The sequence below is a fragment of the Achromobacter xylosoxidans genome (genome assembly GCF_014490035.1).
Lineage (GTDB): Bacteria > Pseudomonadota > Gammaproteobacteria > Burkholderiales > Burkholderiaceae_B > Achromobacter > Achromobacter bronchisepticus_A.
Genome location: NZ_CP061008.1, coordinates 3558233 through 3578311, shown reverse-complemented (window position 1 = coordinate 3578311; position 20079 = coordinate 3558233). Strand labels below are relative to the sequence as shown.

Sequence of the window (20079 nt, the reverse complement as noted above, 5' to 3'; positions counted from 1 at the left end):
ACGTGGCTGCGGTCCGCAGGACAATCGGCAACACCCTGGATTCAGCGCAAGGCGGCGCGCGCGGCGGTCTCCAGGCTGAGCAGATGTTCCTCGAGTTTCTTGCGGTCCTGCGCCGAGGCATACTGTCCCATCTGCATGCAGAGGTCGGCCACGGCGGTCTTGCCTATCATGGAAAAGGCGCCCCGGATCGAGTGGCATTGTTCGCGCACGCTTTTGAAGTCCGCGCGCGTCAGCGCTTCGCGGATCGCCGCCAGCGAGGCGCCCAGGCTGGAGTCCAGCGCGGCCAGCACGGCGGGCTCCGGCGGCAGCGTCGCCGGGTCGGTGAAGGCAAGGGATTCGTCGCCTAGCCGGGCCTGCGGAATGTGTTCGCGTATCGTGCGTTGCAGCGCCCGTAGCGACAAGGGCTTGAGCAATATCGCGTCAAAGTCCGCGGCGCTGCTGTGCAGTTCGTCGGGTTCCACGTGCGCCGTCACTGCCACGACAGGGAGTGCGGGGCCGCGCGCTCGCAGGAACTGCGCCAGGGCGTAGCCGTTGATCTCCGGCATGGAGATATCCGTCAGCACCATGTCGTAGCGGCGCATTCTGACCCAGCGCATCGCGGCCGCCGCGCCTTCGGCGGCATCGGCGGCGATGCCCAGAGCGGCGAGCTGGTCCAGGATCAGCTCGCGGTTGGCGGGGTGGTCGTCCACCACCAGCACGCGGATGTCGCGCGCCAGTCCGCAAGACGCGGCCGTGGCGGGCGGGCCGACCGGGCCGGCGGACAGTGGCGCCGCGTCAGCCGTTTGTGGGCAGGCTTGCAGCGGCAATGCCACGCTGAAGACGCTGCCTCTTCCGACTGAGCAGGCGACGGACAGCGTCCCGTCCATCATTTCGACCAGCTTCTTGCTGATCGGCAATCCCAATCCGGTGCCGCCGTAACGGCGGCTGATCGACCCGTCGGTCTGCGCATACAGGGTGAACACGCGGGCCGCCTGCTCGGTGGTCATGCCGATTCCGGTGTCGCGCACGCGCAGCTGCACGCCGGTTCCGCCGGCCAGGCCACGGCCAGGCGTCGCGGTGATTTCCACTTCGCCGGCCTCGGTGAATTTGACGGCATTGCCCACCAGGTTCACCAGGACCTGGCGTATGCGGGTCGGATCGCCGGCATAGGACTGCGCCAGCCCGCTGTGGGGCTTGAACGACAGCCGCAGCCCCTTGGCGCGGGCGGCGGGTTCGAACATGGCTACGACCTGGGCGGCGATCTGCGCCAGATCGAACGGTATGCGCTCGATCGTCATCTGCCCGGACTCCATCCGCGACACGTCCAGGATGTCATTGATCAGATCGACCAGCGCGCGCGAGGCCTCGCGCACGGTGCGCAGGCGCCCGCCCTGGCCCACGGCGTTCGGATCCCGGTCCAGCAGTTCCAGATGGCCCAGCACCAGGTTCAAGGGCGTGCGGATTTCGTGGCTCATGGTCGCCAGGAACACGGACTTGGCGCGCGCCGCATCGATGGCGGCGATCCTCGCGTCATCGCGCCGCCTCTCGATGTCCTTGCGCGCCGTCGCGTCCGAGAAACTGCACAGCAGCACGTCGTCGCCGTGGTAGCGCGTCTTGACGATATTGACCAGCAGGTCGCACTCGCGGCCGTCGTCCAGCTTCAGGGTGACTTCTTGGTCGCGCTGGACCCAGGCGTCGCGGTCGCCGCGGGCATGACAGTCGCGCAGCAAGCCGTGCAGCGACACGCCGGCCGCGGCCCGGGCGGCGTAGCGCTCCATCATCGCGTTCTGCAGCAGCGCCTCGCCGCTCGCGCACGAGACCAGGCCCACGCCGAACTGCGCCGATGCGATGATGGAGCGATTCATGTGCTCGCTTTCGAACACGTGCTGCGAGCGGCGGTGCACAGGGACCAGCGCCTTGCGGTGGAACCACAGCAACAGTGCCCAGAGCGTGCTGAGCAGCAGGATGGTCACGGTCAGGTACAGCGCCAGGCTGGGCAGGAGCGCGGCGACGACGGTGCGCCAGGAGTAGGCGTACACCAGGGTCCAGCCGGTGTCCAGCAGCGGGCCGCTGACGTTGAAGACGCCATGCTGGTAGCGCGTCTGCGGCTCCGTCGCAGCGGGCTTCCAGGAGCCGGACGCCAGCGCCGTGCGCACCGGCCCATCCGAGTGAGCGATGGGCCGCCCGCGGTCGGTCTCAAGCAGGATGCGGCCGTCGCCATCCACCAGCGCCACGGCGGTGCCGTCCGGGATTGCGTCCAGGCGCGCGGCCAAGGCGCCGACCGGATAGTCGCTCACGAAGATCATGAACGGCTGCAGGCCGTCGAATGCGGGTTCGACCAGCTTGATCACGTTCTGCCCGGTCAACGGGTTGACCGCCGGCGCTTGCCACAGGATGCGGCGCGTAGAGGCCCATAGCGCGGCCGCGTCCGGATCCTTCAAGACGGCCAGGTCATAGGACAGGCGGCTGATGAGGCCAGCGGTGTCCGAGGCGCCGACGCGCTCCAGCAGTTGCGGAAAATCCAGGCGCGGCGCGGGCATCAAGGCCAGGAAGCGCAGGTCGGGGCTATATCCATATGCCATCAGCGGCGACTTTCTTTCCTGTTGGCTGGCGGTCGCCGTATAGGCCTGCAGTTCCAGCATGCCGAGGTAACGGGCGTGTTCGTCGGCGGACGATGCCGCGGCGGTGTCGGCCACCGCCAGAATGGGCGTAAGCCCGGCGCTGGCCTGCAAGCGGACCCGGCCATGGCCGGCGCGCAACGCGGCTTCATTTTCAGGCGTGGGGGCGGGCCGCGCCTGCCATAGCAGTTCGGCATTGATGACGCCGCGCCGCATGGCGGTCTGCTTGCCTTCGAGATCCAGGCTCACGAGAGACTGGTGCGCGGCGAGTTCCGTGTGCAGCCTGGCGATGGCGGCATGCGCCGCGTTGTACAGGACCAGACAGGCCGCAAGCACGATCAGAACGGACAGCACCATGCCGCCGCCGAACAGCATCACGGAGTGATAGCGGGCGAGGAGGCTGAGTCCCCGGTCGTGTTGCATCCCCGCGCTGAGCAGGTCTTGCGTATCGCCAAGGCTGGCCATGGCGGTGGAGTTAGGCATATCGGTCTTTCGGTATGGGTCGCGCGCGTGGACGTGTGGCGCGCTTGATGCAGACGCGAAGAATCCCATGAAAACCCGGCTTGCAATCCGTTTTCAGGGCTATATTTGCATTTGTTTTGCAGTATTCAGACTAGCCCTATATCCAAGCCCAATGAACTAGGACTGGGCTTATGAATTCGGCATGGGGCAGGACTGGGGGCAGGCTGCGGACCGCCACGCCCATCCAGCGCCGGCATGCGCGGCTTGGTCGGGGCGCGCGACGGCCGGCGGCCCTTGTCGGGACTGCAAGGAAGAATTTGCGGCGCCCCTGCCGCAATTGTTGAGGAGTTGACATGAGGCATCCTGCGAGGGTTTCTGTTCGTATGGTCATGGCAGGCGTGTTGGCGGCGGGTGTGATACCCATGGCGGCTCATGCCGCATCGGGAACCATCACGTTCACAGGGGGAGTGTCCGCAGCTTCGTTTACGCGCGATCTGCGGCAGGCGCCGGACGGAGCCGCTCTGCAGTTCCAGGGCGCCCGGGTCGAACGCAGCAGCGCGACCGTGAGCCTGCGGAACCTGGATTCGGCGTCGTACGGCTTGGTTTGCCCGGGCGTGCGCATGCAGCCGGACGCGGCCTGTCATCTGCCTGCGGGCGGCGGCGCGCTGGCGCTGACAGCGAGCCGGTCGCATCCTGCCGCGGGGCCGGCCAGGGCCATCGTCACACTGGCCTACGACTAGCCTCGGCCGCGAAGACTTATCTATCGGGCCGGCCAATGAACGCCGGCCCGGGACCTTGCGCAAAGGCTCCTTTTCAGAAGAACAGTCCCTAGAGACTCGGGCATGGACGAATTCAAGATCAAGGTGATGCTGGCGGACGACCATCCCGGCATGGTGGCGGGCGTGCAGCACGCGCTGGCCGAGGTGGCTACGATTTCGCTGGTGGGCGCGGCGGCCAACTCCACCGAACTGGTCGCGCTGCTGGATCGCGTTCCTTGCGATGTGGTGGTGTCCGACTACTCCATGCCCGCCGGCGATTTCGGCGATGGGGCGTCGCTGTTCGGCTTGCTGCAGCGGCGCTATCCGCAGCTGAAGCTGGTGGTGCTGACCATGCTGGACAACGCCGCGGTCATGCACACGCTGGTGACGCTGGGCATAGGCGGCATTGTCAGCAAGTCCGACGCGCTGGCGCATCTGATCCCGGCCATCCACGCCGCCCACACCGGCGGGAAGTACTACTCGCCCAGCGCCAACAAGGTGATCCAGGGCATAGACTGGAACCGGCGCGGGCGCAATGCCGAAAGCGTGCTGAGCCAGCGCGAATCAGAGGTCGTGCGGCTGTATGCCTCGGGCCTCACCATCAACGAAATCGCCGAGCGCCTGCACCGCAGCAAGAAGACCATCAGCACCCAGAAAGCCAAGGCCATGGAAAAGCTCGGCATCGAGCGCGAGGTCGACCTGTTCCGGTATGCAATGGAGAACGGCCTGACCGCCACGCTGGCCGTGGAATCCGCGCCGGCGGGGCAACAGCAGGATTCAGGCACGCCGGGCTGATGTCCGGGCGCGCTGGGCTTACGCCGACGCGGCTTCCTGGGTTGCGCCGGCAGGGCCGGAGGAAGGGCTGGCGCTGATCAGTCCCGATTCGATCCCGTAACGCAGCAGTTCAATGTCGCGCTCCAATCCCAGCTTGAGCATGGCTGTGCCTTTCTGCGTGCTGATGGTCTTCTTGCTGCGGTGCAGGCGCTCGGCGATTTCATTGATCGTCAGGCCGGACACGAACAGGCGCACCACTTCCAGCTCGCGCCGGGTCAGCATGTGGATGCCGTAGTCGCCGCGGTCCAGGGCGTTTGCCAGCTCGGAGATCCGCGGCGAAAGATAGCGGCCGTTGGCATGGGCGCCATGTATCGCCGGCAATAGATGATTCAGCGAATCGGACTTGCTGAGGACGGCGGGGATGCCGAGGTTCAAGAGCGAATGCACGATGCCCGGGCTTTCCAGCATGGTCAGCACCACGATCTTCAGGGCGGGGTAGCGCTGGCGGATCAAGCCGAACAGCGTGATGCCGTCGCCGAACCGTCCGCCGGGCATGGAGTAGTCGGAGATCAGGACTTCGCACGGATGCCGGCCCAGCATCTCCATCAGTTCGGAGGAGTCGCGGGCCGCGCCGATCACGGATACGGTGCTGCTGGTAGCCAGCGTGTGCTGCACGCCGGCGCGTACGGCGGGATGGTCGTCGGCGACCATGACGCGTAGATTGAGTGGCTTCATCATGGAACAGGGTAGGAGCAAAGCTGGCGTGGCCGCCAGGCGCGTCGAGGCGGCGCATCACAGACTTTATGGGCGCGCGCGCTGGCGGATAAGCAGCCAGGTCCGATTGCGGGCCCGTTCGGGATAGGACTAAGCCTATTTTTCCGGGTCGCGGGGTTTGCGCTTTGTCAGCGCCGCCTCTGCCAGGGGTTCGAAGGCATCCAGGGCGTTGGCCAGGGCTTCGGTGCGCCGGCTGCGAGCCAGCTCTTCCATTTGCGCGCACAGGTCGGCGAGCGCCGTCTCGTGAATCATGGCGCAGGCTCCGCGCAAGGAGTGCAGATGCGCGCCCGCCTCGGTCTCCTGGGAATCATTGCCGGCGCGGATCGCGGCGAGTTCCTTGCGGATGGCCGCGAGCGATTGCCGCAATGACAGGACCAGGGCCTCATGCACGCGTGCGGGGAGTGGCCCTTGCGCGATTTCGTCCCGGGCGCGCGGGCCGGCGGCAGGCGCTGCGCCTGGACGCAGCAGGCGCCGGATCGCCGCGTCCAGCTTGCCCAGCAGCAGCGGCTTGACCAGCACCGCGTCAATGCCGGCATCGCGGCATTGCTGGTGTTCCTGCACGCCGACGTGGGCGGTGTAGGCGATGATGGGCACCTGCGCGCCCTGCGCGCGCAGGCAGCGAGCCACGGCGTAGCCGTCCATGCCTGGCATGTTCACATCCGTGATCACCAGGTCATAGGCTTGCTCCATGTAGCGTCCGAGGGCGGCGCTGCCGTCCGCGGCGAGGTCTGTCTGGTAGCCCAGCGTTTCGAGCTGCATCTTCATCAGTTCCCGATTGGCGGGATTGTCGTCCGCCACCAGGATGCGGGCGGTGATGGGCTGGTCCTGATGCCAGGCCGCGGCGTCATCGGCGGCAGGGGCTTCCTGGACTTCAGCGGGCGCGGCGCGCAGGGGCAGGGTCACGAGGAACGTGCTGCCTTGCTGTGGCGCGCTGGTGACGGCAATGCCGCCGCGCATCAGCGCCGCCAACCGGCCGCACAGCGCCAGGCCTAGCCCGGTGCCGCCATAGCGCCGGGCGATGGAGGAATCCGCCTGGGTGAACGGCCGGAACAGCGTGGCCTGCTGCGCCGGCGTCATGCCGATGCCCGTGTCGCTGACGCCGATCACGATCGGCGTGTCGGGGGCGTTGTCATCCTGGCGGTAGACCTCAAGGAGCACATCGCCGCGGGAGGTGAATTTGATGGCATTGGCGACCAGGTTGAACATGATTTGGCGGATGCGCGTCGGGTCGCCCAGATAGCGCGGCGCCAGGCCGTCGTCGATGCTGCAGTCCAGCTCCAGCCCCTTGGCCTGCGCGGCCGGCGTGAAGACGGCGATGACCTGGCGGGCCACCTCGGCCAAGTCGAACGGAATGGACTCCACACTCATCTGGCCGGACTCGACCTTGGAGAAATCCAGGATGTCGTTGATGATGTCCAGCAAGGTCGCCGAGGACGAGGTGACGGCGCGCAGGCGCTCGCTCTGCGGCGCCGAGAGGCCGGAGCGCTCCAGCAGTTCGAGATTGCCCAGGATGGCGTTGAGCGGCGTGCGGATCTCATGGCTCATGGTGGCCAGGAAGGCGGACTTTGCCTGGTTCGCCGTGTCTGCCGCGACGCGGGCCTCTTCCAGTTTTTGCTCGAGCTGCTTGCGGGCGGTGATGTCGGTGAAGTTGCAGAGCAATACCTCCACGCCCTGATATTTGGTGCGCACCGCGCTTACCAGCAGATCGCTGCGGCTGCCGTCGGCGCGCGGGTAGGCGAGTTCCAGGCCGGCGTGCCAGCCGGCCGCTTCCGAAGCGTCGTGATACTGGGCGAGCAGGCGCGAATGCAGGGGCGGGCTGCCGGGCGCGCCGCTGGCGGCGTAGTCCTGCATGACCTCGTTCTGCAGCAGCACTTCGCCGGTGTTCAGCGACAGCAGGGCGAGCCCCGAGGGCGCGGTGGCGACCATGGTGCGGTTCAGGTTTTCGCTTTCGAAGATGCGTTGGGAGCGGGCATAGCCGGGCTTGAAGACCTTGCGGTCGAGCAACAGCAGCACGCCCCAGACGAACGCCACCATCAGCAGCGTCGCGACCGCATAGCTCGCCAGCCGCGGCCACAGGTCGGCGACGATGGTGCGCCAGGAAAATGCATAGATCAGGTTCCAGCCGGATTCCGAGACCTGTTCGCCCAGGATGAAGAGGCCATCGCGATAGCGCAGATCCGCCGGCGCGGACGGAGCCGACCGCGCCGCGTCCAGGATCCGGGCGGCGAGCTGCGGATCCTGCGCGTCCATGTCCGTCGGCAGGAGCTGGCGTCCGTCCTTGTCGACGATCAGGGCCGCTTCTTCGTAGCGCGTTGTCGTCAGATAGGCGTTCAGGGCATCGGCAGGGTATATCGCGACGAAAATGGCGAATATCCGGCCCTCGCTGCTGGCTGCCTGGTACAGCCGCAGGGACAGCTTGCGCGTCAGCGGGTCGATGGCCGGCGGCAGCCAGCGAGGTCCGCCCGCCGCCATCAGGCGTTGCCGGACCTCGGGCGAGTCCAGGTCGCCCAGATCCGGGGCGATCGTCCGGATCAGTTCCGGGACGTCTTTCGCGCCCACCAGCGTGAGCGGGTCCATGGTCTCGGACATGGGACCCACGCCGAGGAAGCTGCGATCGGGGCTGTAGAAGAAGCCGCTGACCGAGAGCGCCTTGGCATAGGCCGCGGCCGAATAGCTGATCTCGTCGGTCAGGTGCAGGTAGGGCAGATAGGCCGCCGCGGGCCGGCCGGGTTCGATGTCGGCCAAGGCCACCACCGGCGGGAAGTTGGGATTGCGCTGGAACTCCATGCGTCCTTGCTGCCGCGCGAAGGCTTGCACCAGCTCGGGTGCGGCCTCCGACGCGCGCCCGGGCCAGGCGTATTCCTCGTGGGACAGACCGATGCGGAAGGCTCCCTCGCGCACGCCCAGCGCCGTCTGCAGCAGCGCCTTGCGCACCACAAAGCCGGCGTAGCGTTCCGCGACGTAATCCCTGGCCTGCGAGAACACCATGACTCCGGCGACGGTCAGCAGCACCAGGGTGGTCACGGCGCCGCCCACGTACAGCAGGGCGCGCTGGTAGCGGTTCAGGATGCTGATGGCGCTGCGTGATGGCCGGCCGGCGGTGTCGGACTCTTGGACGTCTTGGGGGTGCGCGGCCATGCTGGGTTCGGCTCCGCCGGGATGGGTGACGCCATGATAGAGCCAATCAGGCCAAAAACGGAAAATAGGACTCGGCTGATTTCCGTTCCCGGCCGCGGGTGGAACAATGAATTCGTCGGCAGTTCGCTGCCTGGCCTCCCGCCTGCAGGCGCCTTGCCGCAGCGTCATGGGCCCGCCGTTCATGAGGAACATCATGCTCAAATCCGCCCTGGTTGTCGATCAAGACGAACTCCAACGCTCCGCGCTGACGCGGATGCTGGGCAAGATCGGCGTGCCCGAGGTGGCGGTGGCGCACGACGGCGCGTCGGCCGTGGCGGCGATCCAGCAGCGGCAGTGGGATCTGGTCATCGTCGACCTCGACATGACGGACCGCACCGGGCTGCAGATGATCGACGCGCTGGCCGAGGCCGGCGGCTGCGGCGGCATCGCGATCGCCAGCAGCCATCCGTCCCGGATCCTGCAGGCCGCGGCGGCCTACGCCAGGAATCGCGGCCTGCCCATCATTGCCGCGTTGGGCAAGCCGCTGGAAGCGGCCTGCCTGATTGCAATGATCGAATCCCTGGCCCGGACGGCGCTGGCCGATGGCGCGGCGACGCTGCGCGCCGCGGCGCAGAGCAGCAGCGTGGCGCTGGCCGGCCTGGACGCCGAACGCCTGCGCCGCGCCCTGGCGCAGCGCGAGATCACCGCATACTTCCAGCCGCAGCATTGCGTCTCGACGGGCGAGCTGCGCGGCGCCGAAATGCTGGCCCGCTGGGTCGCCGACGACGGCACGATGATTCCTCCGGCCGCGTTCCTGCCGGCTTTCGAGTCAGCCGGCTTGCTCGGATCGCTGACCGACCACATGCTGGCGCGCGCCTTCGAGGCGCTGCGCGAACTCGGCAACCGGCCCGATTGCGTCATCAGCATCAACGTGCCGGCGACCGTTGCAAGGTCCATCTGCTGGGCGCAGGACGTGGCCGACCGCGCCGAGTTCGCCGGCGTGGATCCGAGCCGCATCGTCATCGAGATCACCGAGGACGGGGGCGCCCGCTCCAATGGGGCGTTGGCTGGGGCCGTCACGCAACTGCGCCTGCGCGGCTTCAGCTGCGCGATCGACGACTTCGGCACCGGCGATTCCTCGCTCGACCGGCTGCTGTGCGCGCCTTTCGACGAACTGAAGATAGATCGCGACCTGATCTCCCGTGCGAGTCGCCATCGACACGCCCAGGACGTCCTGGCCTGCACCGTGGAGATGGCGCGGTCGCTGGACATGACGGTGGTGGCCGAAGGCATCGAAACCCAGGAGGAATACGACATGGTGTGCGCATTGGGGGCGCAGGTCACGCAAGGGTATTTCCATGGCAGGCCGATGCCGCTGGGCGCATTCAGCCAGTACGCGCTCAGCCAGGGCGTGATCGGACATGGAATCCTGCGGATGTACGCACGCGCCTGAAGCCGGCGCGCACCGCACATCGCGGGCGAGTCGCGGATCGCGATCAGGCTCCGGTCAGCACCACCAGTACCGCCAGGCACAGCAGCAGTCCGAACGCCGCCAGCGCATAAGGCAGCAACTGCACATACACGCCGCGCTCTTCGCCGCGCCCATGCGCCAGGCCGGCCGCGATCGACATCCGCACGGGTGAAAAAATTCCCATCGACGTGCCCGACACATGCAGCAGCGCTGCCGCGGCCGGCACGCTCAGGCCCGCATTCAAGGCCAGCGACAGCTGCGCGGGCATGAACAGGCTGTTGGGCGCATTGCCGCTGTTGGCCAGGATGCCGAACACGCCGGCCAGCAGCGGCGTGATCAATAGGGTCCAGTCCTGCAGGCCGGCGAACAGGCCGTCGGCATACGCTTGCGAGATGCCGGCGCCGGCCAGGACTTCGGCCATCATGGCGAACAGGAACACGGAGTAAACCGCGTGCCGTCCCGTGGTCCAGGCCGCGCGCGCCTGTGCCGCGAGCAGGCCGCGCTGGCGGCAGAAGGCGGCCATGAGCACGGCGCCCGCGATCAGCCAGCTGCCGGCATGCAGCAGCGGCATCCAACCGGGCAGGTCCGGAAATGGCTTGAACGCAGCCAGTCCGGCCAGGCCGCCGTTCAGTCCTGGCAGCAAGCGCGTGGCCACCAGCCACGCAATCATCAGGATATAGGGCAGCGCCTTGCGCGCCGCCGCCATCATCCGGGGCCGGTCCGGCCGGCGGTCCAGCAGGAAGCGCAGCACGATGAGCGGGCCGTAGGCCGACAGCAGCGCGGTTTCCGGTCCCAGCAGCGCCGTCGCGGCGCTCAGGGCACCCAGGCTCGCGATCATCCAGACGGCTTCGCGCACATGCTCCGCGGGTTCGGCCCGCAAGCCCGCGCGCCTGGCGGTGCGCCAATACAGCAGCATCCACAATACCGTCAACAAGGCGACCGGCACCATGCCGTACAGCGCCAGCTGCGACGCCGGGACGCGCGCGTAGGCCGAAGCCAGCAGCGTGCCGCTGCCCATGGCGCCCCAGGGGATCAGGGTCTGGCTCAGCAGCGCGAACACCATGGTTTCGCGTGGCTTCAAATCCAAAGGCCGGATCAGCAGCACCGTACCCAGCATGCCCACGCCGAAGCCGGTGGCCGATTCGGCGAAAGGGCCGACCAGGAAACAGGCAAAGAACAGCAGCCGGCGGCGCGCCAGGGGATGGGCCAATGCGGCTTTGGCGCCGTCCGCCGCCGCGTGCGGCGCGCGTCCTTGCGCCGCCATGTTCCAGAACAGCAGCCCGCCCAGAATGTACGGCGTGATGATCCAACCTATCCAGAGGCCGCGTTCCAGCGCCAGCCCGAGCTGCCCGGCGCCGAAGGATGCTGGCGCCGCATACAGGGCGATGGGCACGGCAGCCAGCAGGCCCAGCACGGCGGCGGCGGTGGTGGTCAGGCGTCCGCTGGCGATGGCGCCGATGACGGCCAGGGCGGGTAACGACCACAGTAGGTACATCATGGATTGAGCGTCGGCATGGCGGGGTCCGGGACTGGCATGGCGCGTAGCAGTGTATGCCGAGAGGCCGGCGGCGGCGGGTCATGCCTGCCCGATCGCAGGGTCTTTTGGAAGTGGCGGCGACCGTACGCTGCGTCCTGCGTTCGGAACTCAAGACGATGACAAAATGCCGCCACCTGCGGCGGCAGGTTCAGCAGTCCAGTCTGGCGTGGGGCCAGCGCTGCTGCGCCACCAGTTCGCGCGCCAACGAGGTTCTTTATCGGACCGCCTTGGCCGGCGGCGCCGGCAACACCCCGGCGTCATGCACCGGCTTGCCGCCCAGCAGCGTGAGCACCGAATTGATGGCGTGGATCTGGTCCGCCGGCATCGTCAGGTACGGCTGGTCCAGCACTGCCAGGTCGGCCAGCTTGCCGGCGTTCAGTTGACCGCGGTCGTCTTCGTCGAACGCCAGCCAGGCGGCCTGGCGGGTGTAGAGCGCCAGCGCTTCCTCCCGCGTGAGCAAGGCGCCGGGCTCGCGCAGCACCGTGGCGCCGATGGCGCGCCCCTGCACGTGGTACTCCACCGCCTGCCAGACCCCGGCCACGCCGATGCGGGTGGAATCGGTGCCGCCCGCGACCGGCAGACCCAGGTCCAGCGCCGTGCGCACTGGCGGCGAATCCTGCTCCGTTCCCTTGGGATTGGCCGCGCGTATCGCCTCGCCCTCGAAGTACGGACCCATCTGCACCGTGTAGGCCAGCCCCAGGCGCGACATGCGTTCCAGCGTGCGGCGCGAGCCGGTGTTCAGGTGCGCGATCGACCAGCGCAGCGGACGCAGGTCGTGGTCGCGGCCGACTTCCTCGAACACATCGAGAATCGCGCTGGCGGCATCGTCGGTGTAGGCGTGGATCTCCAGCGGGATGCGGCGTTCGGCCGCGTAGCGGGCGATGCGGGCGAGTTCCTGGCGCGCTTCGGCCGGCGGCTTGAATCCCGGTCCCATGCGCACGCCGTCGTTCATGGCGGACACCAGGTTTTCGCCCAATCCCAGGAACGCGAGCTTGCCGTCGTCATGGCGCGGCGGGCGGAAGGCCATGATGTCGCGGAACCATTGCGCCTCGCCGCCTGCGCGCAGGGCCGAGATCCGGTAGCCCGCACGCACGGTGAGTTCGCCGCGGTCGCGCAGCGCGTAGAGCGGCTCGTAGGCTTCAGCGGCGCCGGCCGACGGATCGATGAAGCCGGTCAACCCGCGCGCGTTCATGGCGCGCAGAAAGGCTTGCAGTCCGGCGGGACGGTCGGCGGTATGGCTGAGGCGGGCGAACAGCGCGTTGAACGGGCCGATGCCGCCCAGCAGCCTGCCGGTGGCGCGGCCTTGCGCGTCGCGCTCGACCGTGATGCCGTGCAGTTCCGGCGGCTGCGGGGCGTCCAGGCCCAGGGCTTCGATGCCGCGGCTGTTGAGCAGGGCGTAGTCGTACAGGTATTGGACATAGGCGGGATGCCCGGGAACCGCCTGGTCCAGGTCGGCGCGCGTGGGCGCGCGGCGCTCGAGGAATTGCCGCGGATGCCAGGATCCGACCACCGCGACCCAATGGTCGCGCGGACGTTGCGCGGCGTCGCGCGCCAGCCGGCCCAGCGCGTCCGCCAGGCTGGGCGCGTCATACCAGTAGGTTTCGAACGCATAGGTCTGGCCGCCGCGGATGGCGTGGATATGAGTGTCGATGAGGCCGGGTATCACCGTACGGCCTTGCAGATCCAATTGGCGCGTGGCAGGTCCGACGTGTTGCTCGACATCGCCGTCCCCGCCCACCGCGACGATGCGTTCGCCCTGGATCGCGAGTGCCGTGGCGCGCGGCGCGGCGGGGTCCATGGTGATGATCTGGCCGTTGCGCAGCACCAGGTCGGCGTCGCGGCTGTGGGCGGCGCAGGGCAGCGCGGCTGCCAATGCGAGGACGAGCGCCGTGGTTCTTTTCATGTGTAGTCTCCGGTCGTCAAGGATGTTCAGTAGCGCCATAGCGCTTCCAGGCCAAAAAAATGGACGGTTTCGGCGCGGCCCGTATCGCGGATGAAGCTTCCAGGCCGGAACACCGAGTAGGCCGCTTCGAAACTCAGGTGGCGCGACACTTCCCAGCCCAGCACCACGTCGGCTTGCGTGCCGATGTAGCGCGCGCGGCTGGCGCCGGCCGGGCGCAGCAGATTGCCGGACACGCCATACACGCCGTCCTGCAGGCTCTGACGCCAATAGAAGACCGCCGCGGTGCCCAGCGTCCAGCCGGAGCCCAGGTCCAGCGTGAGCGAGGGATGCAGATTGATGAGGTTGGAAGGGCCGATCAGGCCCGCTTCGCCGAAGTACTTGCCCTTGGGGAAGAAGACGGCAAAGGTCTGGAGCTTGGGATCGTCGGGATTGCGGTCGCCGCTGATGATGTTGGCCTTCAGCCCCAGGCGCGGCTGCAGCGGCGCGCCGCGGAAGGTGTAGCTCACATCGCTGGCGAGCGACCAGGCCCGCGCCGGCGCGCCGGCGAAGCTGCCGTATTGGTAGACCGCTTCCAGGTCCCAGCGCCAGGAGGCGCGCTTGCCGAAGTAGCGTGCGCCCAGCGCATTGCGGGTTTCAGGACCGCTGCCCTGGTTGTAGCTGGCCGAGTCGCTGGACAAGGACAGCAGGTAGGCATCCAGGCCGGTGTCGGCCAGGCCGCCGGGCGCGGACCAGGTGCCGTAAAGGCCGCCGAGCCTGCGCTGCGGGTCGGCGCGGTCGCTGAAATCGTCGGGATCGTTGCGCACCGGGCGCACCAGGAAGCCGTCCACGCGCAGCCCCTGGCCTGCCCAGCTGAGCGCGCCGCCGTCGAACGAGCGCAACACGTTGGGGCCGTAGCGCGCGGAGATCAGCCGTTCGCTGCCGTAGGCCATGACCTGGCGGCCCGCGCGCGCAGTCCAGGTTCCGGCATCGCCGGCAAGGGAGATGTCGACGAAAGCCTGCAGCACATCGCTGCCGGTGTCGTCGGGCGGCCCGATGGAGCCGGCGTCGCGCTCGGCATGGGTCAGGTTCAACTGGCCGAAGGCGCGCACCTGCCGGCCCAGCCGCAGGTCGGCATAGGGCAGGAAACGGTAGAGCTGGTAGCCCTCGTCGGGCACGGTCGCGTCGCCGAATTCGTTGTTGCGGTAGCGTTCATAGCGGGCGCGCAGCTCGGCGCCCAGGGTCAGCGCGGAGGAGTCGCCCAGCCGGATCCACTTGCCGGCTTCGCCCCAGGCGCCGGTGCGTTGGGCGGGGTCGGCCAGGTAGCTGTAGTCCTCGGTATAACGCCAGGGATCGATGGGCGGCAGCGCGGGTTCGGCGGCCTGCGCGGCGCCGAATGCCAGCGCGGCCAGCGGAAGGATTGCGAATCGGTGGAAGTTCAAGTTGCCTGGGCTGCAGCCGGCGCATGCGGGCGTCGACAGCGGTAAAAGAAACCAGGCGGCAAGATAAAGTAAGGACAATGGCGTCGGTAGTCGCCATTTTTCGTCCTGGCTGTCCTGAAAACGGAACGCTGGGGCTTAGTCCTCCTGCAACTTCCCGAAGCGCTCCGCCAGATAATCCACCAAGGCCCTGACCGACGACAGCAGGCCGCGCCGGGATGGGAACACCGCGTGTATCAGCTCGCGGCGCGGCGCCCAATCCGGCAGCAGCCGGACCAGCTGTCCCGCCTGCAACTGTTCCCGCACCATCATGGTCGGCAGCTGCACCACGCCCACGCCGGCCACCGCCGCGTTGCGCAGCGCGATCATGTCGGTGGTGATCATCCTGGGGGCCAGCGAAACCGTGGCTTGCTGCCCGTCCTGCTTGTATAGCTCCAGACGATAGGTCTGGTTGGGCGAGCCCAGCGCCAGGCTGGGCCATGCGCCCAAGTCGTCCGGGGTCGTGGGTTGGCCGCATTCGGCCGTCAGGGCCGGGCTGGCCACCAGGCTCTGGCCGCGGTCCGACAGCACGCGCATGACCAGCTCGCTGTCTTCCAGCGGAGGCGGGCGCACGCGGATCGCCACATCCACGGCTTCACCCAGCACATCGACCCGGCGGTTGGTGGCTTCCAGCTGTATGACCACGCGCGGGTACTTGATCATGAAGTCGGCAAGCATGCCGCCCACATGGGTATGCAGCAGGGCGATCGGGCAGGTCAGCTTGACCACGCCGCGCGGTTCGACCTGGGCCGCGTCTATCACTTCCTGCGCGGCTTCCGCTTCGGCCAGCATGGCCTTGCAGCGCTCGTAGTAGGTCTGGCCGATGTCCGTGACCATGAAGTGCCGGGTGGAGCGCTGGATGAGCCGCACCCCCAGGCGCTCTTCCAGCAGGGCCAGCCTGCGGCTGAGGCGGGACTTGGGCATGCCGAGCGCGCGTCCCGCGGGTGCAAAGCCCTGGTGCTCGACGGTCTGCACGAAATAGAAGAGGTCGTTGAGATCCTGCATGGCATCCCTTTTGGTTCAAAAAATAGAACGCTGAAAGCAAAAAATGGGTCTTCCGCTAATTTTGTTCCATTTTTAATATTTGTGCAGCCATAAGGCTTCTGATTCGGCCACAAGCCGTCGACCTTCCAAATTAGGAGTACACCATGTCCGCACCCGCCAACTTCAACGGCCAACGTCCTGTCATCGACGCCGACGACGCCGTCATGCTGCTGATCGACCACCAGAGCGGCCTGTTCCAGACCGTGGGCGACATGCCCATGCCGGAACTGCGCGCCCGCGCTGGCGCCTTGGCGTCGATGGCCACGCTGGCCAAGATGCCCGTCATCACCACGGCTTCCGTGCCGCAAGGCCCGAACGGTCCGCTGATTCCGGAGATCCACGCCAACGCCCCGCATGCGCAATACATTGCGCGCAAGGGCGAGATCAACGCCTGGGATAATCCCGAGTTCGTTGCCGCCGTGAAGGCCACCGGCCGCAAGACGCTCATCATTGCCGGCACCATCACCAGCGTGTGCATGGCGTTCCCCGCCATCAGCGCGGTCGCCGACGGCTACAAGGTGTTTGCGGTGATCGACGCCTCCGGCACGTACACCAAGATGGCCCAGGAAATCACGCTGGCGCGCGTGGTGCAGGCCGGCGTGGTGCCGATGGACACCGCGGCCGTGGCCTCGGAGCTGCAGAAGACCTGGAACCGCGAAGACGCCATCCAGTGGGCCGAGGTCTATACCAAGGTGTTCCCGGCCTACCAGTTGCTGATCGAAAGCTACTCCAAGGCGCAGGAAGTGGTGAAGAACAACGAAGTGCTGGATTCGCAGCGCTGATGCGTTTGCGCCTCGGCGGCCTGATCCGGCCGCAAGCCGCCCGGATCAGGCCGCCACGCCATGCCGCTCTGCGATGCGCAGCAGCAAGGCTTCCAGGTCCTGAAGGATGGGCCGGTGGTCGTCCACCCGCCTGACCAGGGCCGAGGGCATGGCGGGCAGGTCTATCTCCACGAAGGCGATCTCTGGCGTCGCGTAGTAACTGGCGGCGCGCTTGGTCAGCATCAGCAGGCCTACGCGCGTGTTCACCGCCGCAATGCCTTCGCGGATCGTGCGCACCACCGGGCCGTCGCCGATGGGCTTGCCCTTGGGCGTATGGCGCGGAAAGTGATAGTCCTGCCATTCCTGGTTGACCGATCCCGGCACCATGCGCACCAGCCGTTCCTCGGCCAGCAGCTCGGGGTCCAGCAGGGTCGCCTCGGCAAACGGATGATCCAGCGGGACGCACAGCATGCGCTGGTCCCGCAGCACGATGGGCCCATGGCACAGGCCGTCCGCGCCCAGCGGCAGACGGCAGAACGCGATGTCGACCGAGCCGTCCGCGACCGCCGCGTAGTGGGTGACATAGGTCAGTTCCACGAACTCCAGTTCCACGTTGGGATGCGCCGCCTTGAACTCCGAGACCAGCGGACGGTATAGCTCGTAGAAGCCGCCGCCCAGGAAACCGATGCGCAGATGGCGCGGCTTGCCCGCGGCCTGGCGCTTGCAGTCGTCCAGCGCGGCTTTCAGCATGACCACGGCGGGTCCCGCGCCCAGTTGCAGGGTTACGCCCAGCGGCGTCAGCGCCACCCGGCGGCTGCTGCGTTCGAACAAGGGGGCGCCCAGCGTCTTTTCCAGCGCCTTGACCGCTTCCGATACGGAGGACTGGCTCATGTGCAGCGCTTCCGCCGCGCGGCCGAAATGCAGCTTGTCGGCGACGGCCAGAAAACAATCGAATTGGCGTAGATCCATGGCTTCGGGGCGCATTGCGCGCGCGTAGTGGTCATTCTTATATCAATCGGAATTAACGATTGATGGCGTGAATAATAGCGCTTGTTCGCTCCAGGCCCGATGGGCAGAATTCGACCTGTTCACACAAGCTTAGCCCATTGATGGGCGATAAGGAGACAGGCATGAGTTCATCTGTGCCAGAACGAACAGGTCTAAAAGGATCGGCGGAGCCGATTGAATTCCTGGTCGAAGGAGATCTGGTCCGCGGCACCTTCTACCGGCCCGAGCAGGCCAGCGGCCCGGTGGGCGCGGTCGCGCTCGCGCACGGCTGGTCCATGGTCGCGGGGGGCGACCTGGAAGAGTACGCGGCCGCGGTGGTGGCCCGCGGCCTGGCCGCGCTGACCTTCGACTTCCGCAATCTCGGCCGCAGCGAGGGCATGCCGCGCCAGGAGATCGATCCGCAGCGGCAGATCCAGGACTTCCGCTCGGCGATTTCCTATCTGCGCCGGCGTCCGGAAGTGGACCGCGAGCGTATCGGCATCTGGGGCAGCAGCTACAGCGGCGGCCATGCGCTGACGGTTGCCGCCATCGACCGGCGCGTCAAGTGCGTGGTCAGCCAGGTTCCCACCACCAGCGGGTTCTCGGCGGCGCAACGGCGCGTGCGCTACGACAAGGCGCAGGCGCTGCAGGCCGCGTTCGAAGCCGACCGCGAGGCCCGCGACGCGGGCCAGCCGCCGGCGACGCTGCGCATGGTCGATGCCGATCCCGACGCGCCGGTCGCGTATCCGGGCCCGGACTCCTACAACTACATGACGGGCGAAGCGCGCCGCTGCCCGAGCTGGGTCAATGAAGTCACGCTGCGGTCACTGGAACTGGCCCGCGCCTATGAGCCCGGCATGTATGTGCGGCGCATCGCGCCCACGCCGCTCCTGATGATCGTCGCCGTCGGCGACGGCCTGACGCCTGCCGATCTGCAGCAGGACGCTTTCAACGCGGCCCATCAGCCCAAGGAATTGCTGCTGCTGCCCGGCGGCCATTACTCGGTCTACACGGAACATTTCGAACGCACCAGCAGCGCCGCGGCCAACTGGTTCGCGCGGCACCTCGGCCAAGACCAGCACGGATAAGAACATGACGACGACAATAATGATGGAGACACAGGACCGCCAACGCCGCCAGGCTTCGCTGCGCGCGGCGGCGGTGGGCAATGCCCTGGAATGGTTCGACTGGACCCTGTACGGCACGTTCTCGGCCTATCTGGCCATGAACCTGTTCGACCCGTCCGACCGCGGCTCGGCGCTGCTGGCCACGCTGGCCGTGTTCGCGGGGGGATTCCTGGCGCGGCCGATCGGCGGCTGGCTGTTCGGCCGCATCGGCGACCGCTACGGCCGCAAGTTCACGCTGGTCCTGACCATGTGCCTGCTGGCCTTGACCAGCCTGGCGATCGCGCTGCTGCCCACCTATGAGCAGGCCGGGGTGCTGGCTTCGGTATTGCTCTTCATTTGCCGCCTGATGCAGGGATTGGCGCATGGCGGCGAGTCCGGCGTGGCCTATACCTATGTTGCCGAAATCGCGCCGCCGGCGCGGCGCGGGCTGTGGTCGAGTTCGGTGTTCGTCAGCGTGACCATCGGCGTCATGGCCGCGACCGCGCTGGCCGCCTTGCTGACGTCCTGGCTGGGCAAGCCCGCGATGGAAGCCTGGGGCTGGCGCGTGGGCTTTGGCGTGGGGGCGCTGTTGGGCGTCTACGCGCTGTTCCTGCGCCGCAGCGCGAGCGAAAGCGAGGTCTTCGAACACAGCGCGGAGCAGGGCGGCGCGCAGAAGGTGTCGGCGCGCCAGGCCTTGAAGATTGCGCGCAACATCGTGATGATCGCCGCGGCGTCCAACGCCACTTACTACACCTGGGTCACCTTCGCGCCGGCCACGGCCATCGCGACCAAGGGCATGGATCCGGCGGGTGCCTACACGGCCAGCCTGATCGCGCAGCTGGTGTGCCTGTTGTGGCTGCCCGTCTGCGGCTGGATGGCGGACCGCTACGGCCGCAAGCCCATCGTGATGGCCTTTGGCCTGGGCGTGGCGCTGGCGGTGTTTCCGGTGTCGCACATCGTGACCGACCAGCCCTGGACGCTGTTCGTGGGCCAACTGATAGGGCTGCTGGTCTGGGCGCTGCTGGCGGCGATCTTCCCGGCCGTGGTGGCCGAGCAGGTGCCTACCGGCGCGCGCGCCATGGGGGTGGGCTTCATCTCTTCGCTGTCGGTCGCGATCTTCGGCGGCACCGCGCCCTACATCAATGCCTGGCTGGGCGCCCAGGGGCTGGAATGGGTCTACACGGCCTATGTGGGGGCGTTGGGGCTGATGGCCTTTGCCGGCGCCTTCCTCATCAAGGAAACCGCGGGCATGGACCTCAACGACATCCGGTTGCCGGGCGATGAATCCGGCAATGCCGCCAACAAGGCCGCCAAGCGCGCGGCATTCAACTGAA

Annotated in this window: 14 protein-coding genes; 6 read left to right on the top strand and 8 right to left on the bottom strand. The window is 67.6% G+C overall.

Features of this window, described 5'->3' with window-relative positions; genetic code table 11:
* Positions 1–41 precede the first annotated feature (41 nt).
* On the bottom strand, positions 42–3080 hold the full coding sequence (locus IAG39_RS16680; RefSeq protein WP_124260348.1) for a sensor histidine kinase: 3039 nt from the start codon (positions 3078–3080) through the stop codon (positions 42–44).
* Positions 3081–3526: 446 nt separating this feature from the next.
* On the opposite strand from IAG39_RS16680, the gene IAG39_RS16675 reads away from it, so the two are divergent.
* On the top strand, positions 3527–3799 hold the full coding sequence (locus IAG39_RS16675; protein ID WP_124260349.1) for a hypothetical protein: 273 nt from the start codon (positions 3527–3529) through the stop codon (positions 3797–3799).
* Between the two features lie 102 nt (positions 3800–3901).
* Entirely contained in the window at positions 3902–4612 is a 711-nt protein-coding gene (locus IAG39_RS16670; protein WP_118932006.1) for a response regulator transcription factor, read from the top strand.
* An 18-nt stretch (positions 4613–4630) separates the two neighbouring features.
* On the opposite strand, the gene IAG39_RS16665 is transcribed toward IAG39_RS16670, so the two are convergent.
* Together IAG39_RS16665 and IAG39_RS16660 are read right to left on the bottom strand one after the other, a co-directional pair.
* Positions 4631–5329: a response regulator gene (locus IAG39_RS16665; protein ID WP_059379757.1), complete on the bottom strand. Its 699-nt coding sequence runs from the start codon at positions 5327–5329 to the stop codon at positions 4631–4633.
* A gap of 132 nt (positions 5330–5461) precedes the next feature.
* Positions 5462–8503 (bottom strand): response regulator, encoded by a 3042-nt coding sequence (locus tag IAG39_RS16660; protein ID WP_223283323.1) that lies wholly within the window; start codon positions 8501–8503, stop codon positions 5462–5464.
* Between the two features lie 193 nt (positions 8504–8696).
* Here IAG39_RS16660 and IAG39_RS16655 point away from each other — a divergent pair, with 193 nt between their 5' ends.
* On the top strand, positions 8697–9935 hold the full coding sequence (locus tag IAG39_RS16655) for an EAL domain-containing protein (RefSeq protein WP_165867794.1): 1239 nt from the start codon (positions 8697–8699) through the stop codon (positions 9933–9935).
* Between the two features lie 43 nt (positions 9936–9978).
* Here the strand turns inward: IAG39_RS16655 and IAG39_RS16650 are convergent, their stop codons facing one another.
* The 4 genes from IAG39_RS16650 to IAG39_RS16635 form a co-directional block, all read right to left on the bottom strand.
* Complete coding sequence (locus IAG39_RS16650; protein WP_118932008.1) at positions 9979–11451, bottom strand: hypothetical protein; 1473 nt, start codon at positions 11449–11451, stop codon at positions 9979–9981.
* A 253-nt stretch (positions 11452–11704) separates the two neighbouring features.
* Positions 11705–13393 (bottom strand): amidohydrolase, encoded by a 1689-nt coding sequence (locus tag IAG39_RS16645; RefSeq protein WP_118932009.1) that lies wholly within the window; start codon positions 13391–13393, stop codon positions 11705–11707.
* A gap of 26 nt (positions 13394–13419) precedes the next feature.
* Positions 13420–14811: an alginate export family protein gene (locus IAG39_RS16640; protein ID WP_165867795.1), complete on the bottom strand. Its 1392-nt coding sequence runs from the start codon at positions 14809–14811 to the stop codon at positions 13420–13422.
* A 135-nt stretch (positions 14812–14946) separates the two neighbouring features.
* Positions 14947–15852 (bottom strand): LysR family transcriptional regulator, encoded by a 906-nt coding sequence (locus IAG39_RS16635; protein WP_118932011.1) that lies wholly within the window; start codon positions 15850–15852, stop codon positions 14947–14949.
* Between the two features lie 143 nt (positions 15853–15995).
* On the opposite strand from IAG39_RS16635, the gene IAG39_RS16630 reads away from it, so the two are divergent.
* A complete protein-coding gene (locus tag IAG39_RS16630; protein ID WP_118932012.1) occupies positions 15996–16673 on the top strand; it encodes a hydrolase in 678 nt (225 codons plus the stop codon).
* A 45-nt stretch (positions 16674–16718) separates the two neighbouring features.
* Here the strand turns inward: IAG39_RS16630 and IAG39_RS16625 are convergent, their stop codons facing one another.
* Positions 16719–17621 carry a LysR family transcriptional regulator gene (locus IAG39_RS16625; RefSeq protein WP_118932029.1) on the bottom strand — a complete coding sequence of 301 codons (903 nt, stop codon included), beginning with the start codon at positions 17619–17621 and terminating at the stop codon, positions 16719–16721.
* 161 nt (positions 17622–17782) lie between these two features.
* Between IAG39_RS16625 and IAG39_RS16620 the strand changes: the two genes are divergently transcribed.
* Both IAG39_RS16620 and IAG39_RS16615 read left to right on the top strand, forming a co-directional pair.
* Positions 17783–18727, top strand: coding sequence for an alpha/beta hydrolase (locus tag IAG39_RS16620; protein ID WP_118932013.1), 945 nt, complete (start codon positions 17783–17785; stop codon positions 18725–18727).
* Between the two features lie 22 nt (positions 18728–18749).
* The gene (locus IAG39_RS16615) at positions 18750–20078 is read left to right on the top strand and encodes an MFS transporter (RefSeq protein WP_059379807.1); all 1329 of its coding nucleotides are present in this window, start codon (positions 18750–18752) and stop codon (positions 20076–20078) included.
* Position 20079 lies beyond the last annotated feature (1 nt).